Source organism: Streptomyces sp. NPDC059373 (genome assembly GCF_042751495.1).
Lineage (GTDB): Bacteria > Actinomycetota > Actinomycetes > Streptomycetales > Streptomycetaceae > Actinacidiphila.
This window is the reverse complement of the sequence record NZ_JBHYXC010000001.1, coordinates 812,638-835,291: the sequence shown is the minus strand read 5'-3', so window position 1 is coordinate 835,291 and position 22,654 is coordinate 812,638. Positions and strand designations below refer to the sequence as shown.

Annotated in this window: 21 protein-coding genes; 10 read left to right on the top strand and 11 right to left on the bottom strand. The window is 70.2% G+C overall.

The genetic code is table 11. The features are described from left to right. Positions 1-63: 63 nt before the first annotated feature. The 5 genes from ACFXJ5_RS03880 to ACFXJ5_RS03860 form a co-directional block, all read right to left on the bottom strand. The gene (locus tag ACFXJ5_RS03880) at positions 64-363 is read right to left on the bottom strand and encodes a hypothetical protein (RefSeq protein WP_384626346.1); all 300 of its coding nucleotides are present in this window, start codon (positions 361-363) and stop codon (positions 64-66) included. Between the two features lie 219 nt (positions 364-582). Then, positions 583-1,626, bottom strand: a complete 1,044-nt coding sequence (locus ACFXJ5_RS03875) for a WD40 repeat domain-containing protein (RefSeq protein ID WP_384626345.1) — start codon at positions 1,624-1,626, stop codon at positions 583-585. Beyond that, complete coding sequence (locus tag ACFXJ5_RS03870) at positions 1,623-2,675, bottom strand: CobW family GTP-binding protein (RefSeq protein WP_384626342.1); 1,053 nt, start codon at positions 2,673-2,675, stop codon at positions 1,623-1,625. The genes ACFXJ5_RS03875 and ACFXJ5_RS03870 overlap by 4 nt, the downstream gene beginning before the upstream one ends. Next, a complete protein-coding gene (locus ACFXJ5_RS03865; RefSeq protein ID WP_384626341.1) occupies positions 2,672-2,950 on the bottom strand; it encodes a hypothetical protein in 279 nt (92 codons plus the stop codon). The genes ACFXJ5_RS03870 and ACFXJ5_RS03865 overlap by 4 nt, the downstream gene beginning before the upstream one ends. Next, the gene (locus ACFXJ5_RS03860; RefSeq protein ID WP_384626339.1) at positions 2,899-3,360 is read right to left on the bottom strand and encodes a Fur family transcriptional regulator; all 462 of its coding nucleotides are present in this window, start codon (positions 3,358-3,360) and stop codon (positions 2,899-2,901) included. The genes ACFXJ5_RS03865 and ACFXJ5_RS03860 overlap by 52 nt, the downstream gene beginning before the upstream one ends. A 218-nt stretch (positions 3,361-3,578) precedes the next feature. Here ACFXJ5_RS03860 and ACFXJ5_RS03855 point away from each other — a divergent pair, with 218 nt between their 5' ends. Further along, entirely contained in the window at positions 3,579-5,534 is a 1,956-nt protein-coding gene (locus ACFXJ5_RS03855; RefSeq protein WP_384626338.1) for an APC family permease, read from the top strand. 54 nt (positions 5,535-5,588) lie between these two features. Here ACFXJ5_RS03855 and ACFXJ5_RS03850 read toward each other — a convergent pair whose 3' ends face one another. The 5 genes from ACFXJ5_RS03850 to ACFXJ5_RS03830 all read right to left on the bottom strand — a co-directional run bounded on the left by ACFXJ5_RS03850 (position 5,589) and on the right by ACFXJ5_RS03830 (position 9,102). After that, positions 5,589-6,206, bottom strand: coding sequence for a DUF1707 domain-containing protein (locus ACFXJ5_RS03850; RefSeq protein ID WP_384626336.1), 618 nt, complete (start codon positions 6,204-6,206; stop codon positions 5,589-5,591). 126 nt (positions 6,207-6,332) lie between these two features. Further along, the gene (locus tag ACFXJ5_RS03845; RefSeq protein ID WP_384626335.1) at positions 6,333-6,899 is read right to left on the bottom strand and encodes a hypothetical protein; all 567 of its coding nucleotides are present in this window, start codon (positions 6,897-6,899) and stop codon (positions 6,333-6,335) included. 111 nt (positions 6,900-7,010) lie between these two features. After that, positions 7,011-8,366 (bottom strand): diaminopimelate decarboxylase, encoded by a 1,356-nt coding sequence (lysA, locus tag ACFXJ5_RS03840; protein ID WP_384626332.1) that lies wholly within the window; start codon positions 8,364-8,366, stop codon positions 7,011-7,013. Between the two features lie 12 nt (positions 8,367-8,378). Next, positions 8,379-8,741, bottom strand: a complete 363-nt coding sequence (locus tag ACFXJ5_RS03835; RefSeq protein WP_384626330.1) for an SAV_915 family protein — start codon at positions 8,739-8,741, stop codon at positions 8,379-8,381. Between the two features lie 184 nt (positions 8,742-8,925). Beyond that, the gene (locus tag ACFXJ5_RS03830; RefSeq protein ID WP_384626328.1) at positions 8,926-9,102 is read right to left on the bottom strand and encodes a hypothetical protein; all 177 of its coding nucleotides are present in this window, start codon (positions 9,100-9,102) and stop codon (positions 8,926-8,928) included. An 80-nt stretch (positions 9,103-9,182) separates the two neighbouring features. On the opposite strand from ACFXJ5_RS03830, the gene ACFXJ5_RS03825 reads away from it, so the two are divergent. The 7 genes from ACFXJ5_RS03825 (at position 9,183) to ACFXJ5_RS03795 (ending at position 18,901) form a co-directional block, all read left to right on the top strand. Further along, entirely contained in the window at positions 9,183-10,745 is a 1,563-nt protein-coding gene (locus ACFXJ5_RS03825) for a Na+/H+ antiporter (RefSeq protein ID WP_384626325.1), read from the top strand. A gap of 306 nt (positions 10,746-11,051) precedes the next feature. Continuing rightward, on the top strand, positions 11,052-11,141 hold the full coding sequence (kdpF, locus tag ACFXJ5_RS03820; RefSeq protein ID WP_329311587.1) for a K(+)-transporting ATPase subunit F: 90 nt from the start codon (positions 11,052-11,054) through the stop codon (positions 11,139-11,141). Next, positions 11,141-12,793 carry a potassium-transporting ATPase subunit KdpA gene (gene kdpA / locus ACFXJ5_RS03815; RefSeq protein WP_384626322.1) on the top strand — a complete coding sequence of 551 codons (1,653 nt, stop codon included), beginning with the start codon at positions 11,141-11,143 and terminating at the stop codon, positions 12,791-12,793. The genes kdpF and kdpA overlap by 1 nt, the downstream gene beginning before the upstream one ends. Further along, positions 12,793-14,928: a potassium-transporting ATPase subunit KdpB gene (kdpB, locus tag ACFXJ5_RS03810; RefSeq protein WP_384626320.1), complete on the top strand. Its 2,136-nt coding sequence runs from the start codon at positions 12,793-12,795 to the stop codon at positions 14,926-14,928. The genes kdpA and kdpB overlap by 1 nt, the downstream gene beginning before the upstream one ends. Positions 14,929-14,949: 21 nt before the next feature. Continuing rightward, positions 14,950-15,579 (top strand): potassium-transporting ATPase subunit KdpC, encoded by a 630-nt coding sequence (gene kdpC, locus ACFXJ5_RS03805; RefSeq protein WP_384626318.1) that lies wholly within the window; start codon positions 14,950-14,952, stop codon positions 15,577-15,579. A gap of 95 nt (positions 15,580-15,674) precedes the next feature. Next, complete coding sequence (locus tag ACFXJ5_RS03800) at positions 15,675-18,221, top strand: ATP-binding protein (RefSeq protein ID WP_384626315.1); 2,547 nt, start codon at positions 15,675-15,677, stop codon at positions 18,219-18,221. Next, the gene (locus tag ACFXJ5_RS03795) at positions 18,218-18,901 is read left to right on the top strand and encodes a response regulator (protein ID WP_384626312.1); all 684 of its coding nucleotides are present in this window, start codon (positions 18,218-18,220) and stop codon (positions 18,899-18,901) included. The genes ACFXJ5_RS03800 and ACFXJ5_RS03795 overlap by 4 nt, the downstream gene beginning before the upstream one ends. Before the next feature lie 28 nt (positions 18,902-18,929). On the opposite strand, the gene ACFXJ5_RS03790 is transcribed toward ACFXJ5_RS03795, so the two are convergent. Continuing rightward, the gene (locus ACFXJ5_RS03790; RefSeq protein WP_384626310.1) at positions 18,930-19,796 is read right to left on the bottom strand and encodes a nuclease; all 867 of its coding nucleotides are present in this window, start codon (positions 19,794-19,796) and stop codon (positions 18,930-18,932) included. Positions 19,797-20,140: 344 nt separating this feature from the next. Here ACFXJ5_RS03790 and ACFXJ5_RS03785 point away from each other — a divergent pair, with 344 nt between their 5' ends. Both ACFXJ5_RS03785 and ACFXJ5_RS03780 read left to right on the top strand, forming a co-directional pair. Further along, positions 20,141-20,608 (top strand): RICIN domain-containing protein, encoded by a 468-nt coding sequence (locus ACFXJ5_RS03785; protein WP_384626308.1) that lies wholly within the window; start codon positions 20,141-20,143, stop codon positions 20,606-20,608. A 664-nt stretch (positions 20,609-21,272) separates the two neighbouring features. Beyond that, a complete protein-coding gene (locus ACFXJ5_RS03780) occupies positions 21,273-22,490 on the top strand; it encodes an Ig-like domain-containing protein (RefSeq protein ID WP_384626305.1) in 1,218 nt (405 codons plus the stop codon). Positions 22,491-22,654 lie beyond the last annotated feature (164 nt).

Genomic DNA, 22,654 nt, shown 5'->3' with positions numbered 1-22,654 from the left:
AATCCGAGCCTGTTCGCGGTGTGCTGATCGCGATCTACGTCCTGGCTCGGGACAGGCCGGCGGTCAGTGGTCGTCCCAGTGGCCGTCGTGCGCGGTGTGGCGGTGGCCGTCGTGGACGTAGTCGATGTGGTCGCCGTGCGGGACGGCGACGTGGCCGCAGCCGGGCTGGTGCTGGTGGCCGTGGCTCTCGTGCACGGTGTGGCCTACGGGCTCGCACTCGTCGATGTGGTCGGCGTGAGCCCGGTGCAGGTGCCCGTCGTGGACGTAGTCGACGTGGTCGGCGTGCGGGACGGCGACGTGGCCGCAGCCGTCGCCGTGCTCATGGGCGTGGTCGGTGTGGGGAGCGTGGGCTGCGGTGGTCATGGCGCCTCCTTCGTACTCCCCCCGATTTCAGATTCGGCCCTCCAACGACAGCGGATGCGCGTTGGTCACGCGCGTTGGACTGAATCAGTGCAGGTCCCGAACCCCGAGCCACAGATGCTCGATGTGGTGGACGGCCTCGTCCAGGAACGGATGCGGTCCAGCTGCCAGGCGTGGTCCCTGCCGGGTCGCGGGCGGCGCCGGTGGTCACTGTAGGAGCGCTCACAGGGTGTTCCGTGCGGGCAGCTGGTGGGCCTGTACGCGGCCGTCCCGGTGGGCGGCGATCAGTAGGTGAGGCCCGGCCCAGGCGAGTGCCGCCACGGGCGAGTCCCCTTCCAACTCGCGCACCGGGCGCAGCCGGGACTCGGGCCGGCCCGATGTCGCCCGCCACAACGCGACGGTGCCGTCGTCGCCGCCGGTGGCGAGGTGACCTGCTGCGCCGGGCCGCCAGGCCAGGGCCGTGACGGTCTCGTGGCAGCGCAGGGAGCGGGGTGCGGTGCCGGCCGGGCCTTTGCCGGCGAAGTCCCAGACCGTCACGTCGGGGGCGCCGTCGGCGGCGAGCCAGAAACCGGTGTCGTCGAAGGCCAGGCGGGAGACCTTCTCCGGGTAGCCGGACATGGTGAGTTCACCGGCGTCGCGGGTGCGCCAGATGTGGATGGAGGCGTCCTGGTTGCCGCTGCAGATCCACCGGCCGGTCGGCGCCACGGCCAGAGCCAGGTGTGAGCCGAGGTAGGGATAGGTCACCACGGGCTCGGCGGTGTGGCGTTCGTGGCAGCGCACGGCTCCGTACGCGGCGACGGCCAGCCGCCGCCCGTCGCGCAGCCAGGCCAAGTCGGTGACGGTGCTCGGGGCGGGTTCGGTGGCCCACAACTCCTCGCCGTCCGTGCCGAGTACGACAGCGCGCCGGCCGCCGGCGACCGCGACGCGCTCGTTGTCGGCCCAGGCGGCGGCCGACGACCAGGCGCCGGTCTCGCGGACCACGGTACGGCCGCCCGGACCGTCCTGGCGGCGCCACAGCGCGTATCCGGTGGGTCCGGTGACGGCCAGGTGCCGGGCGTCGGGGGCCAGGGCCACGCTCAGTGCGCCGCCGGGGAGTTCGAAGGCGTCGATCCCGGCCCCGGTGGCGGTGTCCAGGACCCACACCATGCCGTCGGCCCCTGCGACGGCGGTCAGGTCGCCGCGGGTGCTGAGCGCGACGGGGGCGTCGTCGACGGTGATGTCCCAGGCGGTGGCGAGTTCGGCGTCGGGGGAGGCGGTGACGCTCATGCGGTGGCTCCCGCGGTGGCCAGGCAGTCGGCGAAGCCGCGCTCCAGGTCCTCGCGGTCGAGGTTGCGGCCGATGAAGACCAGCTTGTTGCGGCGTTCCTCGCCGTCGCGCCAGTCGCGGCCGAACTCGCCGTCCAGCAGCATGTGTACGCCCTGGAAGACGTACTGCCGGGGGGCGCCCGCAATGGCGAGGATGCCCTTGGAACGGAAGATGTCGACGCCCTTGCTCCGCAGCAGGTTGCCCAGCCAGTCGTTGAGCCGCTCCTCGTCGAGCTCGCCGGGCAGGTCGATGCCGACTGAGGTGACGGTGGTGTCGTGCTGGTGCTCGGTGTCGGTGAGGAACGACGGGTCGTCGGCGAGCACCCGCTCCAGGTCGAACGCGCCGACGTCCAGCACCTGCCGGAGGTCAACTTGCGCCTGCCGGGCCGGAATGATCCGTACGCCGCTGTTGATCGCGCGGATCCGCGCGGTGACCTCGGCGATGGTCGCCTCGTCGGCCAGGTCGGTCTTGTTGAGCACGACCCGGTCGGCGAAGGCGATCTGCTCGACGGCCTCGTTCTCCACACCCTCGGGCTTGACCTCTTCCAGGTGCTGCAGGACATGCGCGGCGTCGACGAGGGTGACGATGGCGTCCAGTCGCAGCTGGGCGGCGATCTCGTCGTCCATGAAGAAGGTCTGCGCGACCGGCGCCGGGTCGGCCAGGCCAGTGGTCTCGATGAGGATGTGGTCGAACCTCTCGCGCCTGTGCATGAGCGCGCCCAGGATGCGGATGAGATCTCCTCGTACGGTGCAGCAGATGCAGCCGTTGTTCATCTCGAAGATCTCTTCCTCGGCGTCGAGGACGAGGGCGTCGTCGATGCCTACCTCGCCGAACTCGTTCTCGATGACGGCGATCCGCAGCCCGTGCTGCTCGGTGAGGATGCGGTTGAGAAGCGTCGTCTTGCCCGAGCCGAGGAAGCCGGTCAGTACGGTGACGGGGACCCTCCCCCAGACTTCGCCCGGGGGTGCCCCCACGTCGCGGGGTCCGGGGATGGCTTCCGGGGTGGTCATTCGCAGGCTCCATCTGACGTAGGGGTGAGCAGGACGGCCCGCAGGTCGTCCTCGGTGATCTGTTCGGTGGGGCGGTGCAGGGTCCATCGGCGCGCCGGGGCGTCCATCGGAAGCACGGCCACGACCGTCTCCAGGGGCGGGCAGCCGGGCTCGGTGCAGGCGAGCTGCCGGACCACGACGGCGGTGTCCTCGTCCAGGGCGAGCAGGCACCGTACGGTCTCCTTCAGCTCCCGCAGCTGCGGGCTCTGTCCCGGCGGGCGGGCTCCGAGCGGCATGGCGGTTCTCCTTCGTCAGCGGCGGTTCGACGGCAGCGGGGACAGACACCGGTGAGTTCGACGGTGTGCTCGACATCGGCGAATCCCGCGTCCGCACCGGTCCGGTCGGCCCACGACTCCACCGCGCCGGACTCCACCGGCCAACTCCGGCCGCAACAGCGGCAGATCAGGTAGTGGCGGTGCCCGGCGTCCGATCCGGGGCGGTAGAGCCGCTCGCCGGTGTCATCACGTACGACGTCGACGCGGCGGTTCACCTCCAGCTCTCGCAGCGCGCGATAGACGGTGGTCAGCCCGATCGGAATCGCGTCGGCGGTCAGCAGGGCGTGCAACTCCTGCGCCGAGACGAAGTCCTGGCAGCCAGCCAGCACTCGCAGGACGGCGGCACGCTGCCGGGTCGTCCGGCCGCTCACGGCAGAGATCCCCCCCCACTTGCGCTCGGAACCGGGTCGCTCGGATTCACGTTAAATGAAAACGACTTCCATGTCCATATCCATGTCGCAGTGTGTGCGCGGTGTTCGTTACCAAGGGTGTCGTTGCTGCTACCGAGTGATTTCATACGGGTTCTTAACGCCTGATCGGCGGATGGGAAGGACTGCCGGGGCCGAAGCGTGCCTACGCTGAAAAAATCGTGTCCACGCTCCCTAAGCAAGTGCTGCTCGGCCGTCCGTTGCGCACCACCCAGATGGGGGAGACGCTGCTGCCGAAGCGGCTCGCCATCCCCGTGTTCTGCAGCGACCCGCTTTCGTCCGTCGCGTACGCCACCGAGGAGATCCTGCTCATCCTGGCGTTCGGCGGTACCGCTCTGCTGCACCTCGCGTGGTATGTCGCAGCCGCGATCATCGTTCTGCTGGTGGTCGTTGTCGCCTCCTACCGGCAGACCTGCCTGGCCTACCCGAACGGCGGCGGGGCGTACGTCGTCAGCTCGGAGAACCTCGGCCAGGGGCCCGCGCTGACTGCTGCCAGCGCCCTGCTGGTCGACTACGTGCTCACGGTGGCCGTGTCCGTGGTCGCAGGAGTGGCGGCGATCACCTCGGCGGTGCCGTCGTTGTCGCATCACGCCGTGATCATCTGCGTCGGCTTCGTCACCCTCCTGACGGTGATGAACCTGCGTGGCCTCAAGGAGTCCGGCCGGGTCTTCGCGTTTCCCACGTACGGCTTCGTGCTGGGGATCTACCTGATGTTCGCCTTCGCGGCCGTACGGCTGGCCATGGGCCACACCATCCACGCCGAGTCCGCCCACCTGCCGATCCACCAGACGGCGACCTACGCCGGGCTGGCGCTGGTCCTGCTGGCCATGCGCGCGTTCGCCTCCGGCTGTACGGCGCTGACCGGTGTCGAGGCGCTCAGCAACGGCGTTCCCGCCTTCAGGAAGCCGAAGGCCAAGAACGCCGCCGCGTCGCTCGCGATCATGGGCCTCATGTCGATCACGATGTTCGCCGGGATCACCGCGCTCGCACTCATCTACAAGGTGCATGTGGCCGCCAGCCCGACCGAGCTCGGCCTGCCCGCCGGCGCGGACACCCCCACCGCTCTGGCGCAGATCGCCAAGGCGACCTTCGGTGATGTGAGCTTCCTCTTCTACTACGTCCAGGCCGTCACCGCCGGCATCCTGATCCTGGCCGCGAACACGGCCTTCAACGGCTTCCCGATGCTGACCTCGATCCTCGCCCAGGACCGCTACCTGCCGCGCCAGCTGCATAACCGGGGGGACCGGCTGGTCTTCTCCAACGGCATCATCCTGCTGGCGCTGGCCGCGGTCGGGCTGATCATCGCCTTCGACGCCAACCTCAGCTCGATCATCCAGCTCTACATCATCGGCGTCTTCGTCTCCTTCACCCTCTCCCAGGCCGGCATGGTCCGGCACTGGAACAGAGACCTGGAGGGAACCACCGACCGGGCGGCGCGCCGTCACATGCGCCGCTCGCAGGCGATCAACGCCGTCGGCGCGGTGATCACCGGCATCGTGCTGATCATCGTGCTGGTCACCAAGTTCACGCACGGCGCGTGGATCGTCACCATCGCGATGCCGCTGCTCTTCGTGCTGATGAAGGGCATCAAGCGGCACTACGACGGCGTCGCCAAGGAACTGGAGGTCGCCCCCGGCGCCCGCCCCGAGCCGCCGTCCCGCAATCACGCCGTCGTCCTGGTCTCCAAGGTGCACGCGCCCACCCTGCGCGCTGTCGGCTACGCCCAGTCGATCCACCCGAGCACCATCGAGGCGGTCACGGCCGGCGTCGACGCCTCCGAGACCGAGGCCCTGCACGCGGAGTGGGACGCCCACGACCTGGACGTACCGCTGGTGGTGCTGGACTCCCCGTACCGGGAGGTCTCCCGCCCGGTCCTGGACTACGTACGCCGCAAGCGGCAGGACAGCCCGCGCGACGTGGTGACCGTCTTCATCCCGGAATACGTCCTCGGGCACTGGTGGGAGCAGATCCTGCACAACCAGAGCGCCCTGCGGCTCAAGACGCGACTGCTGTTCATGCCCGGCGTGATGGTCACCAGCGTGCCGTACGTCCTGCGGTCGGGGAAGAAGTTCAAGGAGCCGGGCACTCCGAGCATCGAGGCCGGGTCAAAAAAGTAGCCCCGGCCCGCACCTGCGACCTGCGACCTGCGACCTGCGACCTGCGAGCTTGCGTCAACCGCGCGGAGCAGGGCGCGGTCGGCGCAGCAGCCAGGCCACGAAACCGCGGCGCGGAGGGCGTGCCGGGCGCGCTTCGAGAACCCCGCTTCGTACGGAGCCGGACACCTCGACGCGCAGCACGGTCGACGTCGTCAGGTCCGCCGAACGCGGCGTACGGACCGCGACGCTTCCGGCGGTCACCGTCACATCGTCGGCATCCACCTCGACACCCGGGCGGGTGACGATCACCAGACTTCCGTGGCGCACGTCCGCCGCGATCCGCAGCGTCGGCCGGCTGATCACCGCCTCGGTGAGGTCCAGTGTCACGCTGCCGCCGACCACCGTGACCTCCAGGGCGCGCGGCACCACCCAGCGGCCGTCACGCCTGGTGCTGGCCCTGTCGACCTCGATGCGCACCAGGTCCTTGACCTGCGCCCCTGCGGGCAAGTCCGTGACGAGCACGTCGAGTTCGCCGCCGGTCCGTGCGGTGAGCGCCCGTTCCAGCCGCTCGTCCAGCTCTTCCAGGGTCAAGCGTCCGTCACCCGCGGCGATGCGCAACTGCTCGACGGTCCGGTCCCGGTCCTCGTGCGACACCCTCAGGTCCCGTCGCTCCGGCGACGTCTCTCCAGCCATGGCTCGTACTGTAGGCGCAGGCCGACTTCAGCGGTACGGCGATGCCGGCCGGAGCCCCGGCCGGTTCCTGGCTTGCGACTTCAGCGCTCTGACCCGTTCCTGACGCTGCTCCGACACGCGCCTGAGCTACTCCAGGCCGGAGGCCCGGAACACCGCGTGGGCCTGCGCACCGTCGATCCGCTCGCTGAGCCGCTGCAGTACGTCCGTGCCGGAACGCAGGGTGCCGCGTTCGCGGGACCGGCGGACGCCCGCGTCCACCTCGTGCCAGATGAGCGCGTTGCCGACCAGGACCCTCGGATCGAGTTCCAGCCAGCGGCCGGCGGCGTCCCGGAGGAGCAGGTGGGCGGAGACGCCCGGGTACTGCCGCACCTCGACCAGGGCATCGGTGCGCACCCGGCGCTCGTGCACCAGGCCCCGTACGGCCAGCCACCCCTCGCCGACGGTCACCCGGGGCGGCAGCAGGACCACGAGGACCAGAAGCGCCAGCCCGGTCCACAGGGCAGCACGCGGCAGGCTGAGGGTGCCGGCGGCCCCGTCGAGCAGCATGGCCAGCGCGTAGAAGGCGAGGGCGCACCGGATCGCGTTCCGGGCGTCGCCGCGCCAGTGCCGGTCGTCGGCCCAGCTCCCGCCAGGTGGCGGCCCCGGAGGCCGCCGCCTGCGCGCCGAGGCGGATCGAGCGCTTCGCGAGTCCATGGATCCGACGCTAGAGGCGCCGCATCTCCGCGACCCCGGCCCTGACACTTCCCTGACGCCGTGGTCCGTGGTCTTGTCGCGTCCTTGACGCCGGAGCGGGTGGAGCGGGCACTACAGGCCGATGTCGCGGCTGCTCATGTCGGCGAGTGACTCGCGGCGTACGAGGACGCGGGCGGTGCCGTCGGCGACGGCGACCACGGGCGGGCGGCCGACCAGGTTGTAGGCGGAGGCCATGGAGAGGTGGTACGCGCCGGCGACGGGGACGGCGAGCAGGTCGCCGGGGCGCACGTCGTCCGGCAGCGGTGCGTCGTCGGCCAGGATGTCGCCGGCCTCGCAGTGCCGGCCGACCACCGTGACCGGGTGCGGTGCGGCGGAGGTGGGGCGGCCGATGAGCCGGGGGGCGTAGCGGACGCCGTACAGCGCGGGCCGGGGGTTGTCGCTCATGCCGCCGTCGACGGCGACGAAGGTGCGCTTGCCGGTGCGTTTGACGGCGAGGACGTGGTAGACGGCCACACCGGCGGGGCCGGTGACCGCGCGGCCCGGTTCGATGGTGAGGCGGGGCACGGGCAGCCGGGCCCGGGCGCAGCCGTCGGCGAGTTCGGTACGTACCCGGGCGGCCAGGGCGTTGGCGTCGAGCGCTTCCTCGCCGGGCCGGTAGGCGACGGCGTGGCCCCCGCCGAGATCCAACTGCGCGAAGGTGACGCCGTGTTGGTCCCGTATCCGGGCCATCAGGCCGATCAGGCGGCGGACCGCGACGACGTACGGCTTGACGGTGGCGATCTGGGAGCCGATGTGGCAGTGCAGGCCGACCAGTTCCAGGCCGGGCTGGCCGAGGATCCGGTCGATGGCGTGCTGGGCCGACCCGTCGGTGATCGACAGGCCGAACTTCTGGCCGTCGGTGCCGGTACGTATCGCCGCGTGCCCGCCGGCCGCGATCCCCGGCACCACGCGCAGCATGACTTGCTGGCGGGCGCCGCCCACCGGCACAAGTGCGGCCAGCCGTACGATTTCCGAGGCGCTGTCGATGACGATCCGCCCGACGCCGAGCCGGAGGGCAGCCTGCAAGTCTTGCGGGCTCTTGGCGTTGCCGTGCATCACGATCCTGTCCGGCGGGAAGCCGGTGGTGACCGCGAGCTCGAGCTCGCCGGCGGAGCAGACGTCCAGGCCGAGCCCCTCTTCCATCACCCAGTGGGCGACGGCCCGGCACAGGAACGCCTTGGCGGCGTAGACGACATCGGCGTCCGGGAACGCCGCGCGGTACGTACGGCAGCGCTCCCGCACCTCCTGCTCGTCCAGGACGTACAGAGGCGTCCCGAACCGGTCGGCGGCCTCGGCCAGGGACACTCCGCCAACGCTGACGTCGCCGCCGGGGGCAGGCCGGGCGGACGCCGGCCAGACGGAGAAAGGGCCGGGCTCACCGGGCACGGGTGTGGCCGGGGTGGCTTCCGGCGACAGTGCGAGGGTCATGGCGGTCGCCCTTCAGCCGATCAGCAGGTTCAGGGAGGCGACCTGCGCGTCCCAGTCGCGCCCGGTCTCTGTCGTGGAGGTCGCAGCCGGGGCCGGAGCGGCGAACTGCGGGTCGACGGTGAGGGCGGTGACGCCCAGCGGCGTGGCCAGGGCGCGCAGCGCGTGCTCGGAGAGCATGATCCAGCCCTGGCCGGTGCCCAGGGTGGCGACGAGCTGCCGTTCGGTGGTGAAGCCGACGGCCGTCCGGCCGCCCAGCGGGGTGCGGAAGAAGCGGGCCGTACAGCCCACGGGTCCCGGCCGGACGGGCACGAACAACGGTCCGGCCGGGACGGGTTCAGAAGGCTCGGGGTCCTCCGCGAGCAGGCACTGCGACATGGCGTTCCTCCCTGAAGGAAAGACGGACTGCGCCGGTCCGGCACGGTGGCCGTAGACGCTCCACCGACGCTATGCCTGCTGGTCCGGGCCCTGACCATGCTCTGACGCGCGCTTGACGCGACGTGCGAATGCCCTGACGACTCCCTGACGCGGAGCCCCTGTCGGCGTGCGGGCCTTCGCCGGATCAGCGGAACTCGGTCAGGCGGGGGCGCAGGCCGATGACGGTGATGACGTTCTCGGCTGCCTGGCGCTCGCCGGTGAAGGTGACCCGTCCTGGGTTTCGTACGGCAGCGGTCCCCTTACGCCGCTGGATCCGGTCTCCCAGTGTGTGGCAGGAGGAACCGGCCGGGACGGCTGTCATTAGACTGGCCTCGGTGTGCCGGGAAGTCTGGTCGGCGGCGGGACAAGCATGACCAGCTCTGACGACCCGGGGGACACGCCGTGAGCGACCTGACCGCAGTACTGCTCCTGGTGGCGGTGGCCACGGCCGTGGCCACAGGTGCTCGTCATTGGCGTATTCCGGCGCCGTCCTTGCTGGTCATAGCCGGTATCGGGGTGGGCCTGCTGCCCTGGGTGATGGCTTTCCGGGTGTCGCCGCAGGTGATCAATCTGGTGGTGCTGCCGCCGCTGCTGTATGCCTCGGCGGAGGAGATCTCCTGGCGTGAGCTGCGTCGGGTGTGGCGGCCGGTCACGGTGCTCGCCTTCGGACTGGTGCTGGCCTCGGCCGCTGCCGTGGGTGCGGTGGCGGCGGCGTTGACCCCGCTCTCCGGGACGATGGCCTTCGTCCTGGGAGCGGTGCTGGCCAGCACGGACCCGGTGGCGGTGACCGCGCTGGGGCGGCGGCTCGCGCTGCCGCCGCGTATCCAGATGATGGTGCAGGCCGAGAGCCTGTTCAACGACGCCACGAGCCTGGTGCTGTTCAAGGTCGCGGTGGGTACGGCGGTGGCCGGCGGGGCGTTGTCGGGAGGCACGGCAGCGGGTGAGTTCGTGGTCTTGGGTGGTGGCGGGGCGCTGGTCGGGGCGGTGGTGGCCGGGGTGGTGGCGCTGATCCGGCGGCGTACCGAGGACCCGGTGCTGGAGACGGTGATCGCGCTGGTCACCCCCTACGCGGCGTACGTCCTGGCGGAGGATGTGCACGCTTCGGGGGTGACGGCGGTGGTGGTTGCCGGGGTGGTGTTGGGCGGGCAGACACACCGGCTCACCAACGCACCCATCCGCCTGCAGGTGCACGCGGTCTACGACACGGTCGTCTTCCTGCTGGAAAGCGTGGTCTTCGCCCTCATCGGCCTGGAACTCCCGTCGCTCATCCGCGATCTCGGCGCCGAGGGCCACACCTGGCCGCTGCAGGCGCTCGCCGTGGCCGGGACCCTGCTGACCGTCCGGATGCTCTGGGTCTTCCCGCTCTCCGCCGCCATGCAGCACCGGCGCGGCATCGGCCCGATCTCCTGGCGCGTCCCGGCCGTACTGTCGTGGGCCGGCACTCGCGGCGTCCTGCCGCTTGCGGCCGCCCTGTCCATCCCGCTCACCGCCCACGACGGCACGCCGCTGCCGCAGCGGGAACTGGTGCTGGTGCTGACCACCGCGGTCGTCGTGTTCACCCTGGTCCTGCAGGGTTTCACGCTGACGCCCGTGGTCCGCCGCTCCGGCATCGCCCTGGAGCCCGACAGCACCGCCCGCGAGGAAGCCAAGGCCCGGGACAGCCTCGCCCGTGCCGGGCTCACGCACCTGGAGCAGCTCGCCGACCTGGACGCCGCTCCCGAGGTCGTCGTGGATCAGCTGCGCCGCGGCCTGCAGGCCCGTATCGACCACGCCCGGTCCGAGATGGACGAGGCGGCGGATTCGGCGGACTCCACCGCCACCGCCTATCGCGCCATGCGCCGGGCCCTGATCGAGGCGGAGTCCGCAGAGCTGCAACGGCTCTACGACGAGCACCGGATCAGCGACACCACGCGCAGGCGTATCCAGCGCGCCCTGGACCAGGAGGACGTCGGCCTGGGGGAGTAGCCCGGACGGGTCGGGACCGCCGGATGGTGCGTGGCGCATCAATACGGCATCAAGGTGCTGGGTCGCGGCGTCAGGGGAGCGCTAACGGGGGTCGTCAGGGGAACGTGCGGGCGCTTCGCTTCAGGAGTCGGTTCTCGCCGACCCGCTCAGGTCAGCTCGTGATCACCCCACGTCCGAGAGGATTGGGCGGTTATATCCCTTTCCTTACTTCCGGGGTGTCTCCCACATGCCAGACCTAGCCTTCATCGTCCTGACCGTCGTGGTCTTCGCTGTCATCGGCCTGATCGCCAAGGGGGTCGAGCGGCTGTGAGCGTCGAAAACGTCGTCGGACTCGTCGTGGCCGTGGCCCTGGTCGGCTATCTGGTGCTGGCCCTGATCTTCCCGGAGAAGTTCTAGTGAACGACACCCTCGCGGGCTGGCTCCAGGTCATCGCTCTGATCGGTGCGCTGGCCCTGTCGTACCGGCCGCTGGGCGACTACATCGCCCACATCCTCACCACGCCCAAGCACCTGCGCGCCGAGGCGATCGTCTACAAGCTGGGCGGCGTGAACGGGGACGCGGACCAGAAGTGGTCGGCGTATCTGCGCAGCGTGCTGGCCTTCTCCGCCGTCTCCGTGCTGTTCCTGTACGGATTCCTGCGGCTGCAGAGCCACCTGCTGCTGTCCATCGGCATGAAGGCGGTCACCCCGGGCCAGTCGTTCAACACGGCCGCGTCCTTCGTCACCAACACCAACTGGCAGTCGTACTCGGGTGAGACGACGATGGGCCACCTGGTGCAGATGTCGGGCCTGGCCGTGCAGAACTTCGTCTCCGCGGCCGTCGGCATCGCCGTGGTCGCCGCCCTGATCAGGGGCTTCACACGGAAGAAGACCGACCGGGTCGGCAACTTCTGGGTGGACCTGACCCGGGTCGTACTGCGACTGCTGCTGCCGCTGTCGATCGTCTTCGTGGCGAGCGGAATGATCCAGAACTTCCACGGGATCGAGTCGATCTCGACGATCGCCGGTGACCACCAGAGCCTGACCGGTGGTCCGGTGGCCTCGCAGGAGGCGATCAAGGAGCTGGGCACCAACGGCGGCGGTTTCTACAACGCCAACTCCGCGCACCCCTTCGAGAACCCCAACGCCTTCACCAACTGGCTGGAGATCTACCTGCTGCTGGTGATCGGGTTCTCGCTGCCGCGCACCTTCGGCAAGATGGTCGGCGACAACCGCCAGGGCTACGCCATCGTTGCCGTCATGGCGATCATCTGGGCCTCGTCGGTCGCGATCGTCACGGCGAACGAGCTGCACAGCGTCAGCAGCCAGGCAGGGCATCTGGCCGGCGGCATGATGGAGGGCAAGGAACAGCGGTTCGGGATCTGGGCGTCGGCGCTGTTCGCGGTGTCGACGACGCTCACCTCGACGGGCGCGGTCAACTCCTTCCATGATTCGTTCTCGCCGGGTGGCGGCGGGATGACGATCTTCAACATGATGCTGGGCGAGATCGCGCCCGGCGGCACCGGATCCGGCCTCTACGGCATCCTGATCCTGGCGATCATCGCGGTCTTCGTGGCCGGGCTGATGGTCGGCCGCACCCCGGAGTACCTGGGCAAGAAGCTCGGCGGCCGGGAGATGAAGTTCGCCTCCCTGTACATCCTCACCACCCCGACCGTGGTGCTGGTCGGCGCCGGTCTGGCGATGGCGCTGCCCGGTGAGCGGGCCTCGATGCTGAACAGCGGTCCACACGGGTTCTCGGAGGTGCTGTACGCGTTCACCTCGGCCGGCAACAACAACGGCTCGGCGTTCGCGGGTATCTCGGTCAACACCGACTGGTACAACACCGCGCTCGGCCTCGCCATGCTCTTCGGCCGGTTCCTGCCCATGGTGTTCGTGCTGGCGCTGGCCGGGTCGCTGGCCAGACAGCAGCCGGTTCCGGTGACGGCGGGCACCCTGCCCACTCACCGGCCGCAGTTCGTCGGTCTGCTGACCGGCGTGATTCTCATCGTCGTCGGCCTCACCTATTTCCCCGCACTCGCGCTGGGGCCGCTCGCGGAAGGCCTGTCCTGATGTCCCTGACCACCGTCGAACCCCCCGCCACGGGGAGCGATCCCTCCGCATCGGAGCAGCACCGGGTCTCCGGCGGCATGCTCGACCCCAGGCAGCTCATCACCTCCATCCCGGACGCCTGCCGCAAACTCGACCCCCGGGTGATGGTGAAGAACCCGGTCATGTTCGTGGTGTGGATCGGGGCGGTCCTGACCACCCTGTCGGCGATCAAGGATCCGTCCGTCTTCGCCTGGGTGATCACCGTCTGGCTGTGGCTGACCGCGATCTTCGCCAACCTGTCCGAAGCCGTCGCCGAAGGCCGCGGCAAGGCGCAGGCGGAGACCCTGCGGCGGGCGAAGACCGAATCGGTCGCCCGGCGGCTGACCGGCTGGAAGCCGGGAGTGAAGGAGCTACGGGAGGAGGAGGTGCCCGGCGCCCAGCTCCAGCTCGGCGACCATGTGGTGGTCGAGGCCGGGCAGATCATCCCCGGCGACGGTGACGTCGTGGAGGGCGTCGCCTCGGTCGACGAGTCGGCGATCACCGGTGAGTCGGCCCCGGTCATCCGGGAGTCCGGCGGCGACCGGTCGGCCGTCACGGGCGGTACGAAGGTGCTGTCGGACCGGATCATCGTGAAGATCACCTCCAAGCCCGGCGAGACCTTCATCGACCGCATGATCGCCCTGGTCGAGGGCGCCGCGCGGCAGAAGACGCCCAACGAGATCGCGCTGAACATCCTGCTGGCGTCGCTCACGATCGTCTTCCTGCTGGCGGTGGTCACTCTCCAGCCCTTCGCGATCTTCGCGGGCGCGGAGCAGTCCATCGTCATCCTGGTCGCCCTCGTGGTGGCACTGATCCCGACGACCATCGGCGCGCTGCTGTCCGCGATCGGCATCGCCGGCATGGACCGCCTGGTGCAGCGCAACGTCCTGGCCATGTCAGGACGGGCCGTCGAGGCCGCCGGTGACGTCAACACCCTGCTGCTGGACAAGACCGGCACGATCACTCTCGGCAACCGCCAGGCCTCGGAGTTCCTCCCGGCCGGCGGGGTCGACGTCAACGAGCTCGCGGACGCCGCGCAGTTGTCCTCGCTGGCCGACGAGACCCCCGAGGGCCGTTCCATCGTCGTCCTGGCCAAGGAGACGTACGGGCTGCGGGCCCGGACCGAAGGCGAGCTGGGCCATGCCGAGTTCGTTCCCTTCACTGCCCAGACCCGTATGAGCGGCGTGGACCTCGACGGTTCCGGCGACGGCCGGTCGCTGCGCAAGGGCGCCGCGACCGCGGTGATGAAGTGGGTGCGCGACAACGGCGGACACCCCACCGACGACGTCGGCCCGCTGGTCGACGGCATTTCCGCAAGCGGCGGCACCCCCCTGGTGGTCGGCGAACTGGTTCGGCGCAACGGCGTGGCCACCGCCCGGGTGCTGGGCGTCATCCACCTCAAGGACGTCGTCAAGAACGGCATGCGGGAACGCTTCGACGAGCTGCGGCGCATGGGCATCCGTACGGTCATGATCACCGGCGACAACCCGCTGACCGCCAAGGCCATCGCCGAGGAGGCGGGCGTCGACGACTTCCTCGCCGAGGCGACTCCCGAGGACAAGATGGCGCTGATCAAGCGGGAGCAGGCGGGCGGCAAGCTCGTCGCCATGACCGGCGACGGCACCAACGACGCCCCGGCGCTGGCCCAGGCGGACGTCGGGGTGGCCATGAACACCGGCACCTCGGCCGCCAAGGAGGCCGGGAACATGGTGGACCTGGACTCCAACCCGACCAAGCTGATCGAGATCGTGGAGATCGGCAAGCAGCTGCTGATCACCCGGGGCGCGTTGACGACCTTCTCCATCGCCAACGACGTCGCGAAGTACTTCGCGATCATCCCGGCGATGTTCGCCACCGCCTACCCGGGCCTGAACAAGCTCAACATCATGGGCCTGCACAGCCCGACGTCGGCGATCTCCTCGGCGATCATCTTCAACGCGCTGATCATCGTCGTGCTGATCCCGCTCGCCCTGCGCGGCGTCCGCTACCGGCCGTCATCGGCGGCGTCGCTGCTCAACCGCAACATCCTGGTCTACGGCCTGGGCGGCCTGGTCCTGCCGTTCGTCGGCATCAAGGCGATCGACCTGATCATCCAGTTCATCCCCGGGCTCCGCTGACCGAGACAGAAGGCAACCATCATGTCCAGCTCCCTTTCCACGGTGGTCCGCAACCACCTGGCGGCCCTGCGGATGCTGCTGGTGTTCACCGTGATCACCGGCATCGCCTACCCGCTGCTGATCACCGGCGTCGCCCAGGCCGCGTTCTCCGGTCAGGCCAACGGCTCCCTGGTGAAGCAGAACGGCAAGGTCGTCGGCTCCAGCCTGCTCGGCCAGAACTTCAACCTCCCCAAGAAGAACCCGAACGACGCCAACGAGGTGGCCAAGCCCGACCCCAAGTGGTTCCAGCCCCGCCCCTCCGCCGGCGGCTACGACCCGACAGTCTCGGGTGCGTCCAACCTCGGCCCCAACAACCCCGACCTGGTCAAGACCGTCAAGGAGCGCAAGGCGGCCGTGGCCGCGTTCGACGGGGTACCCGCGTCGAAGGTCCCGGCCGACGCGGTCACCGCGTCCGGCTCCGGCCTCGACCCGGACATCTCCAAGGCGTACGCGTACGAACAGGTCGCCCGCGTCGCCAAGAACCGGGGCCTCGAACAGAGCGCCGTGAACAAGCTCGTCGCCGCCAACACCCACAGCCGGGCGCTGGGCTTCCTGGGCGAGCAGTACGTGAACGTGGTCGAACTCAACCTGGCCCTGGCCAACCTCACATAACGATGCATGACCGCGTCCATCACACTGCCCGCTCGCACAGGAACGCCCTGCGCGAGCGGGCAGCGTGGCACTTACCGCAAGGAGGAGGGTTCCCGGTGACGCGAACCGTCACAACGACGGCTGCCGACGCCCCGGGCGGACTGCCCGGCAGGCTCAAGGTCTTCCTCGGGGCGGCGCCCGGGGTCGGCAAGACCTACCGGATGCTGGACGAGGGCCGGCGCCGAGCCGCACGCGGGACCGACGTCGTGGTGGCGTTCGTCGAGTGCCACAGGCGTCCGAACACCGAGGCGATGCTCGAGGGACTGGAGATGCTTCCCCGGGCCGAACGCCACTACCGGGACAGCGTCTTCCCCGAGATGGACCTCGACGCCGTCCTGGCCCGCGCCCCGCAGGTCGCGCTGGTCGACGAGATGGCCCACACCAACATTCCCGGCGGCCGCAACGCCAAGCGCTGGGAGGACATAGACGAGCTGCTGAACGCGGGCATCGACGTCGTCACCACCGTCAACATCCAGCACCTGGAGTCGCTCAACGACGTCGTCGAGAAGATCACCGGCGTCCCGCAGCGCGAGACCGTCCCCGACGAGATCGTCCGCCGCGCCCACCAGATCGAGCTGGTCGACATGCCCGCCGAGGCGCTGCGCCGACGCATGGCACACGGCAACGTCTACGCCCCCGAAAAGGTCGACGCCGCGCTCTCGCACTACTTCCGGGTCGGGAACCTCACCGCACTGCGCGAACTGGCCCTGCTGTGGGTCGCCGGCCGCGTGGACGAGGGCCTGCAGAAGTACCGCTCCGAGCACGGCATCGGCGGCATCTGGGAGACCCGCGAACGGGTCGTCGTCGCCCTCACCGGCGGCCCGGAGGGCGACACCCTGATCCGCCGGGCGGCCAGGATCGCCGACCGCTCCGCCGGCGGTGACCTGCTCGCCGTGCACATCGCCCGCAGCGACGGACTCGCCGACGCCTCGCCCGCCGCACTCGCCAGACAGCGCGAACTCATCGAGAGCCTCGGCGGCAGCTACCACTCGGTCGTCGGCGACCACATCCCCACCGCCCTCCTGGACTTCGCCCGCGCGGAAAACGCCACCCAGCTGGTCATGGGTACCAGCCGCCGCGGACAGCTGATGCGTTTCGTCACCGGACCCGGCGTCGGCGAGATCACCACCGAACTCTCCGGCGACATCGACGTCCACCGGGTCACCCACGAACGCGCCGGACGCGGCCGCCTGTTGCCCACCACCGGCAGCAGCCTGCCCCGCACCCGCAGAGTGGCCGGACCGGTGGCCGGATTCGTCCTCCCGGTGCTGCTCACCGTCCTGCTCGCCAACAACCGAGGAATCCTCAACCTCACCAGCGAGGCCCTGCTCTTCCTCCTGGCCGTCGTCGGCGTCGCCTGCATCGGAGGTGTGGCCTCCGCACTGCTGGCCTCGATCACGGCCTCGCTGCTCCTCAACTACTACTTCATCCCGCCCATCGGCCGGTTCACCATCGGCGAGGCCAACAACGCCCTCGCCCTGGCCGTCTTCGCGTCGGTCGCCGTGACCGTCGCGACGATCGTCGACCGCTCCCTACGGCTGTCCCGGCGCGCCGCCAACGCCACCGCCGAGGCCGAGACCCTCTCCTCCCTGGCCGGCAGCATCCTGCGCGGCGCCCAAGCGGTGCCCGCTCTGCTGGAGCGCACCAGGGAGGCCTTCGGCATGGAGTCCGCTGTCCTGGTCGACCAGGACAGCGGTCCGCAACCGGGAGCCGACGAGGCCGCCGTGAAGGTTCCGGTCGGGCACGACAGCCTGCTCGTCCTGCGGGGCCGCACTCTGGCCGCATCCGAACGCCGGGTGCTCACCGCCTTCGCCGCCCACGTCTCCGCCGCCCTGGAACACGCCCGGCTGGCCGAGGCCGCCGCCGAGGTCGAGCCGGTCAAGGCCGCCGACCGGATGCGTACGGCGCTGCTCGCCGCCGTCGGCCATGACCTGCGTACCCCGCTGGCCGCCGCGTGGGCCGCCGTGAGCGGTCTGCGCAGCCGTGACGTCGAGTTCTCCGACGACGACCGCGACGAACTCCTCGCCACCGCTGAGGAGTCACTCGACAAGCTCAACCACCTGGTCGACAACCTGCTCGACATGAGCCGTCTCCAGGCCGGTGCCCTCACCCTGCACATCCAGGCGACCGCACTCGCCGACGTGTTCGCACTGGCCCTGGACACTCTCCCCGAAACCCCGGTGCCCGTCATCGCCCAGGCACTCGACGAGACCACCGCCGTCCTCGCGGACCCGCCCCTCCTGGAACGGGTCGTCGCCAACCTGGTGGCCAACGCCGTACGGCACACGCCCGACGGCAAGCAGGTCCTGGTCAGCGCCAGCGCCCTCGGCCCCCGCGTCGAACTGCGCGTCGTCGACCAGGGACCCGGGCTGCGGGCGGAGGACCGGGACCGGGTCTTCGAACCCTTCCAGCGCCTGGGCGACACCGACAACACCACCGGCCTCGGACTCGGCCTCGCCCTGTCCCGCGGCCTGACCGAGGCCATGGGCGGCACCCTCACCCCCGAGGACACCCCCGGCGGCGGCCTGACCATGGTCCTCGCCCTGCCCGCCACCGCGGCTGCGGGGGCGACGGTGGCCACCGAGGAGGCGGCACCGGCATGAGCCGAGTCCTGATCGTCGACGACGAACCGCAGATGACGCGGGCCCTGCTCATCCACCTCAAGGCCCGTCACTACGACGTGGCCACCGCCCCGGACGGCGCCACCGCCCTGCAACTGGCCTCCCGCAACCCGCCCGACGTCGTCGTCCTCGACCTCGGTCTGCCCCAGGTGTCCGGCATCGACGTCATCCAGGGCCTGAGGGCCTGGACCTCCCTGCCGATCATCGTGGTCTCCGGGCACACGGACCTCGCCGAGAAGGTCGCCGCCCTCGACGCCGGAGCCGACGACTACCTCACCAAGCCTTTCCTGATGGAGGAGTTCTTCGCCCGGCTCAGAGCCGTGCTGCGCCGCCCCCCTGCCATCGACGAGCCCGGAACCGTGAACATCGCGGACTGGCAGGTCGACCTCGCCGCCTACACCGCCGTCCCCGCGTCGGGCGAAGGCGAGGCACTGCACCTCACCCCCACCGAATGGCGGCTCCTCGCCCCGCTGTTGCGCAACCCCGGCCGCCTGGTGACCGGACGCCAGCTGCTCCGCGCCGTATGGGGGCCAGGTCACGAGCAGCGAACCAACTACCTGCGCGTCTACTTCGCCGGCCTGCGCCGCAAGTTCGAACCGGACCCGACACACCCGCGCCACCTGATCACCGAACCCGGCATCGGCTACCGCTTCGAGCCCTGAGCGCAGGGAGCGGCATCCTCCTGGCCGGTCACCCCTCGTCGAAGACCAGGTCCTCGGCGGGGCGGGTCATCCGCACCGTCTGGCCGTTGGTGACCTCGACCACCGCGTCGAGCCCGGTGGTGGAGTGGCCGGTCGACAGGATGAAGAAGCGGTCCTGGGCCTGAGCCAGGAAGGCCGGGAACCCCGACAGTGACGTGTCACCCAGGTGCAGGTAGTCCACCAGCCGCCGGAACAGCTTCGGCAGGATCACCACGTCACCGGTGATCGAGGACAGCCCGGAGATCTTCGCCCCGGTCGTGGTCACGTCGCCCGGCCACAGGCCCTTGGCAGGCTCCGCCTGCGCCTGGTGGACGGCGGAGGTCAGTGCCGTACGCAGGTCGGGGAAGAGATTGCGGTAGTAGGTGGGGTAGGCCAGCCCCGCCGTGAGCAGGTGGTGGTTGGCGGTGGTCTCCAGCAGCGTCACGTCCACGTTGACGCCCGTACCGCTGGCGCCGGGCGGTTCGCCTCGGCCGGCCAGCGCGACGCAGCGGCCGTGCAGGTCGGCGCCACGGGTGAGTATGAAGCCGGGCACGGCGTCCGGGATGGAGGTGGCGACGGTTTCGTTCGCCGCGCGCTGGATTCCGGAGAACCCGAGCCAGCTGAGCAGTTCGTCGGCAGCGGCATGGGCGAACGTCAGCGGCTGGTGCTGCCTGGGGCCGGTCCGCGCGTAATGCGTCTCCAGCGCGTCGATGGCGTCCAGCCGCAACTGGGCCGTGCCGACCGCGTTGCGTTTGACGGGGTGCGTCCCCCCGACGAGGTCCCACTCGGCTGGTGCGTCCGGGGTGAAGTGGACGGAGTCACCGTCGGGTTGGGATCCCTTCACCCGGTACGAGCCCTTGATCAGCAGCATCGGCATGGTGACTCCCTGGGGAGGATGGAGACCCGTTATTGTGACGGTATGACCGTATGCGCGCGCCTGCCATCGGGGGAACAGCCGGGCGGGCGGTGTGATGCGTGGCCGGTCGTAAATCCCCTACGTCAAAGCCGGCCGGCTCGGCGTCCCCACGTCACCGCCGCACTCGCAGCGCAGCGGCGGGAGTACTGAGCGTGGTCGTGTGACCCGGCTGGGTCCGAGCGCATCGGGTGGAATGGCCGGGCCCGTCATACGGGAGGACCATGGATCACACGGGTGGGGCCATGGCCGGGAGCCGGTCGGGATCACCCCCCGTCACGGCCCCGGCACGCCTCAGGGAGGCCATCGTGAAGATTCTCCGTCCGCTCCCCGGAACCACCATCGCGGTGACCGCGGCGGCACTCGCTCTCGCCGGCCTGACCGCCGGCCCGGCTCGCGCCGTCGGCCATGACCACCTGGAGACGTTCGTGAACCAGAGCACCGGGCTCTGCCTGGAAGGTCTGGGGTCCGGTGTCATCCGGACCAGCTCGTGCGCGGGTGTGTCCACCCAGAAGTGGAGCGTTCATGTCCGGTCGGACGGCACACGCCAACTGACGAACGCCAGAACCGGTCAGTGCCTCGCCGACAGGCACACGTCCGGCCTGCGCACCCACCCGTGCGACGGGGGCACCTCGCAGAGATGGGTCGTCCACGGGCGGAGCAACGGCACGGTCGAGCTCCGGAACCGGGAGACCCAGCGCTGCGTGGAAGGCAGCGCCGGCTTCGGGGCCCGTACGTCCCGATGCGACGGCGGCTCCTTCCAGAGCTGGTACTGACCGGACAGGCCGGCCGCCGGGTGCTGACCGCAACGGTGCGCCCCGTGCCGTGGGAGCCGACCTCGTCGTCCCGCGCTGACCCTGACCCTGACCCGAACCCGCCCGGTGAAGGTCGGCTCATGGCCGCGGCGTGATGTGGGTACGTTGCCGGTGTGGCCGTCGAAGGAACGAGTGCCGGGCATCCCGGGGCTGAGCCGACGCTGGACGTGGTGGTTGTTGGTGCCGGTCCCACGGAGATTGCCCGGTGGACCGGGCGCGTGAGTCGCGCGCGCCGGCTGCGCAGCCGCGCACACTCGAGGTCCTGGCACCTCTCGGGGTCGCGGATGAGATGGTCGCGTGCGGCAACCGGGCTGTGCGGCTGCGCTCCTGCACGACCCCGACGGCCTCGCGCTGCATCGTCTGGGCCTGCGCGGCCCCGAGGCCGGGCACTGCCTGGTCCGCCCGGACGGCCACCTCGGCTACCGCTCCGCCGGAACCGGCGTGGTCGGCCTGAACGCTTACCTGGCGCGGTGGTTGCCCGGTGGGGGAGGAAGCCGGCCTGGGCGTGTGCCACCGGCGTGGCTTCGTTCGAACGGTAGTCGTATCAGCTTTGCAACGGCGGCAACCGGGTGGTCGGGCTGTGCGTGCTCCTATCAGCAGCAGCATCCGAGATGGGGAGACTCGAGTGATCACGGTACGTGCGGCGAACGTCGCGAGGAAGAGCCGGCTCGCGGCCGGGCTCGGCGCGGTTCTGCTGGGGGCGAGCGCGTGCAGCGGCAGCGCCGGAGCCCAGCCCAACGGGGGCGGCGGTGGTTCTGCCACGCCGACGGCGTCGCAGGCGGTGGTCAGCGTCCTGCCGAAGAACGGCGCCACCGGAGTCGACACCAACGGCGCGGTGAAGGTGTCCGTGGCCAAGGGCAAGCTGACCAAGGTGGCGGTCACTTCCTCCGACGGTGCCGCGGTCGCCGGGGCGATATCCGCCGACGGCCGGAGCTGGGCGCCGTCCGGGGCACTGCGCACCGGAACCCGCTACACCGTCGCCACCACCGCGGCCGACACGACCGGACGTACCACGGTGCGGAGTTCGTCCTTCACGACGCTCGCCCCGGCCGCCAGTGCGACCACCTACGGCGTCTTCAACGTCGACCCGGGCGCGACGTACGGCGTGGGCATGGAGGTGTCGCTGAACTTCACCAAGCCGGTGACCGACCAGGCCGCCGTGGACAAGGCCGTGACCGTCACCGCCGACTCTCAGGTGGAGGTGCGCGGCCACTGGTTCGGCAACCAGCGGCTGGACTTCCGCCCGGAGGCGTACTGGAAGCCGGGCACCAAGGTGACGCTGCATTTGCGGCTGGACGGGGTGAAGACCGCGTCGGGGGTGTACGGGAAGCAGTACAAGGACGTGTCCTTCACCATCGGCCGCGCGCAGACCTCGATCGCCGACAACACCGCCCACACCCTGAAGATCTACCGGGGCGGTTCCCTGTACAAGGCGTATCCGGCGAGCCTGGGCGACGCGCAACACACCACGTACAACGGCAAGATGGTGATCATGGAGAAGGACCAGGTCGTGGACATGGATTCACGCACCGTGCATCTGGGCAACGCCTACCACATCAAGGACGTCCCGCACGGCCTGCGACTGTCCACCTCCGGCACCTTCGCACACGGCAACTACTGGCGGCCGCTGTCGGTCTTCGGCCACCAGAACACCAGCCACGGCTGCGTCGGCCTGCATGACGTCAAGGGCGGCGGCGACCCGTCCACCCCGGCGGCGTGGTTCTACAACAACTCGCTCATCGGCGACGTGGTCCAGGTCGTCCACTCGCCCGACAAGACCGTCGCCCCGGACAACGGCTGGAACGGCTGGAACATGCCCTGGTCCCAGTGGACCAGCAACTGACGACACGGGCCGTACGGGCGGCAGGGGAGGCCTCGGCCGAGATGCGCCGTCCGAGTGAGTGTGTTGTGCTTGATACAGGTGCGAGCGCCCCCCTGGGTGACGACCGCTGATGCGTTATCAGGCGCATCTGAGCCGTCGTTCGGCAGCACCGTCTGTCGGGTGAT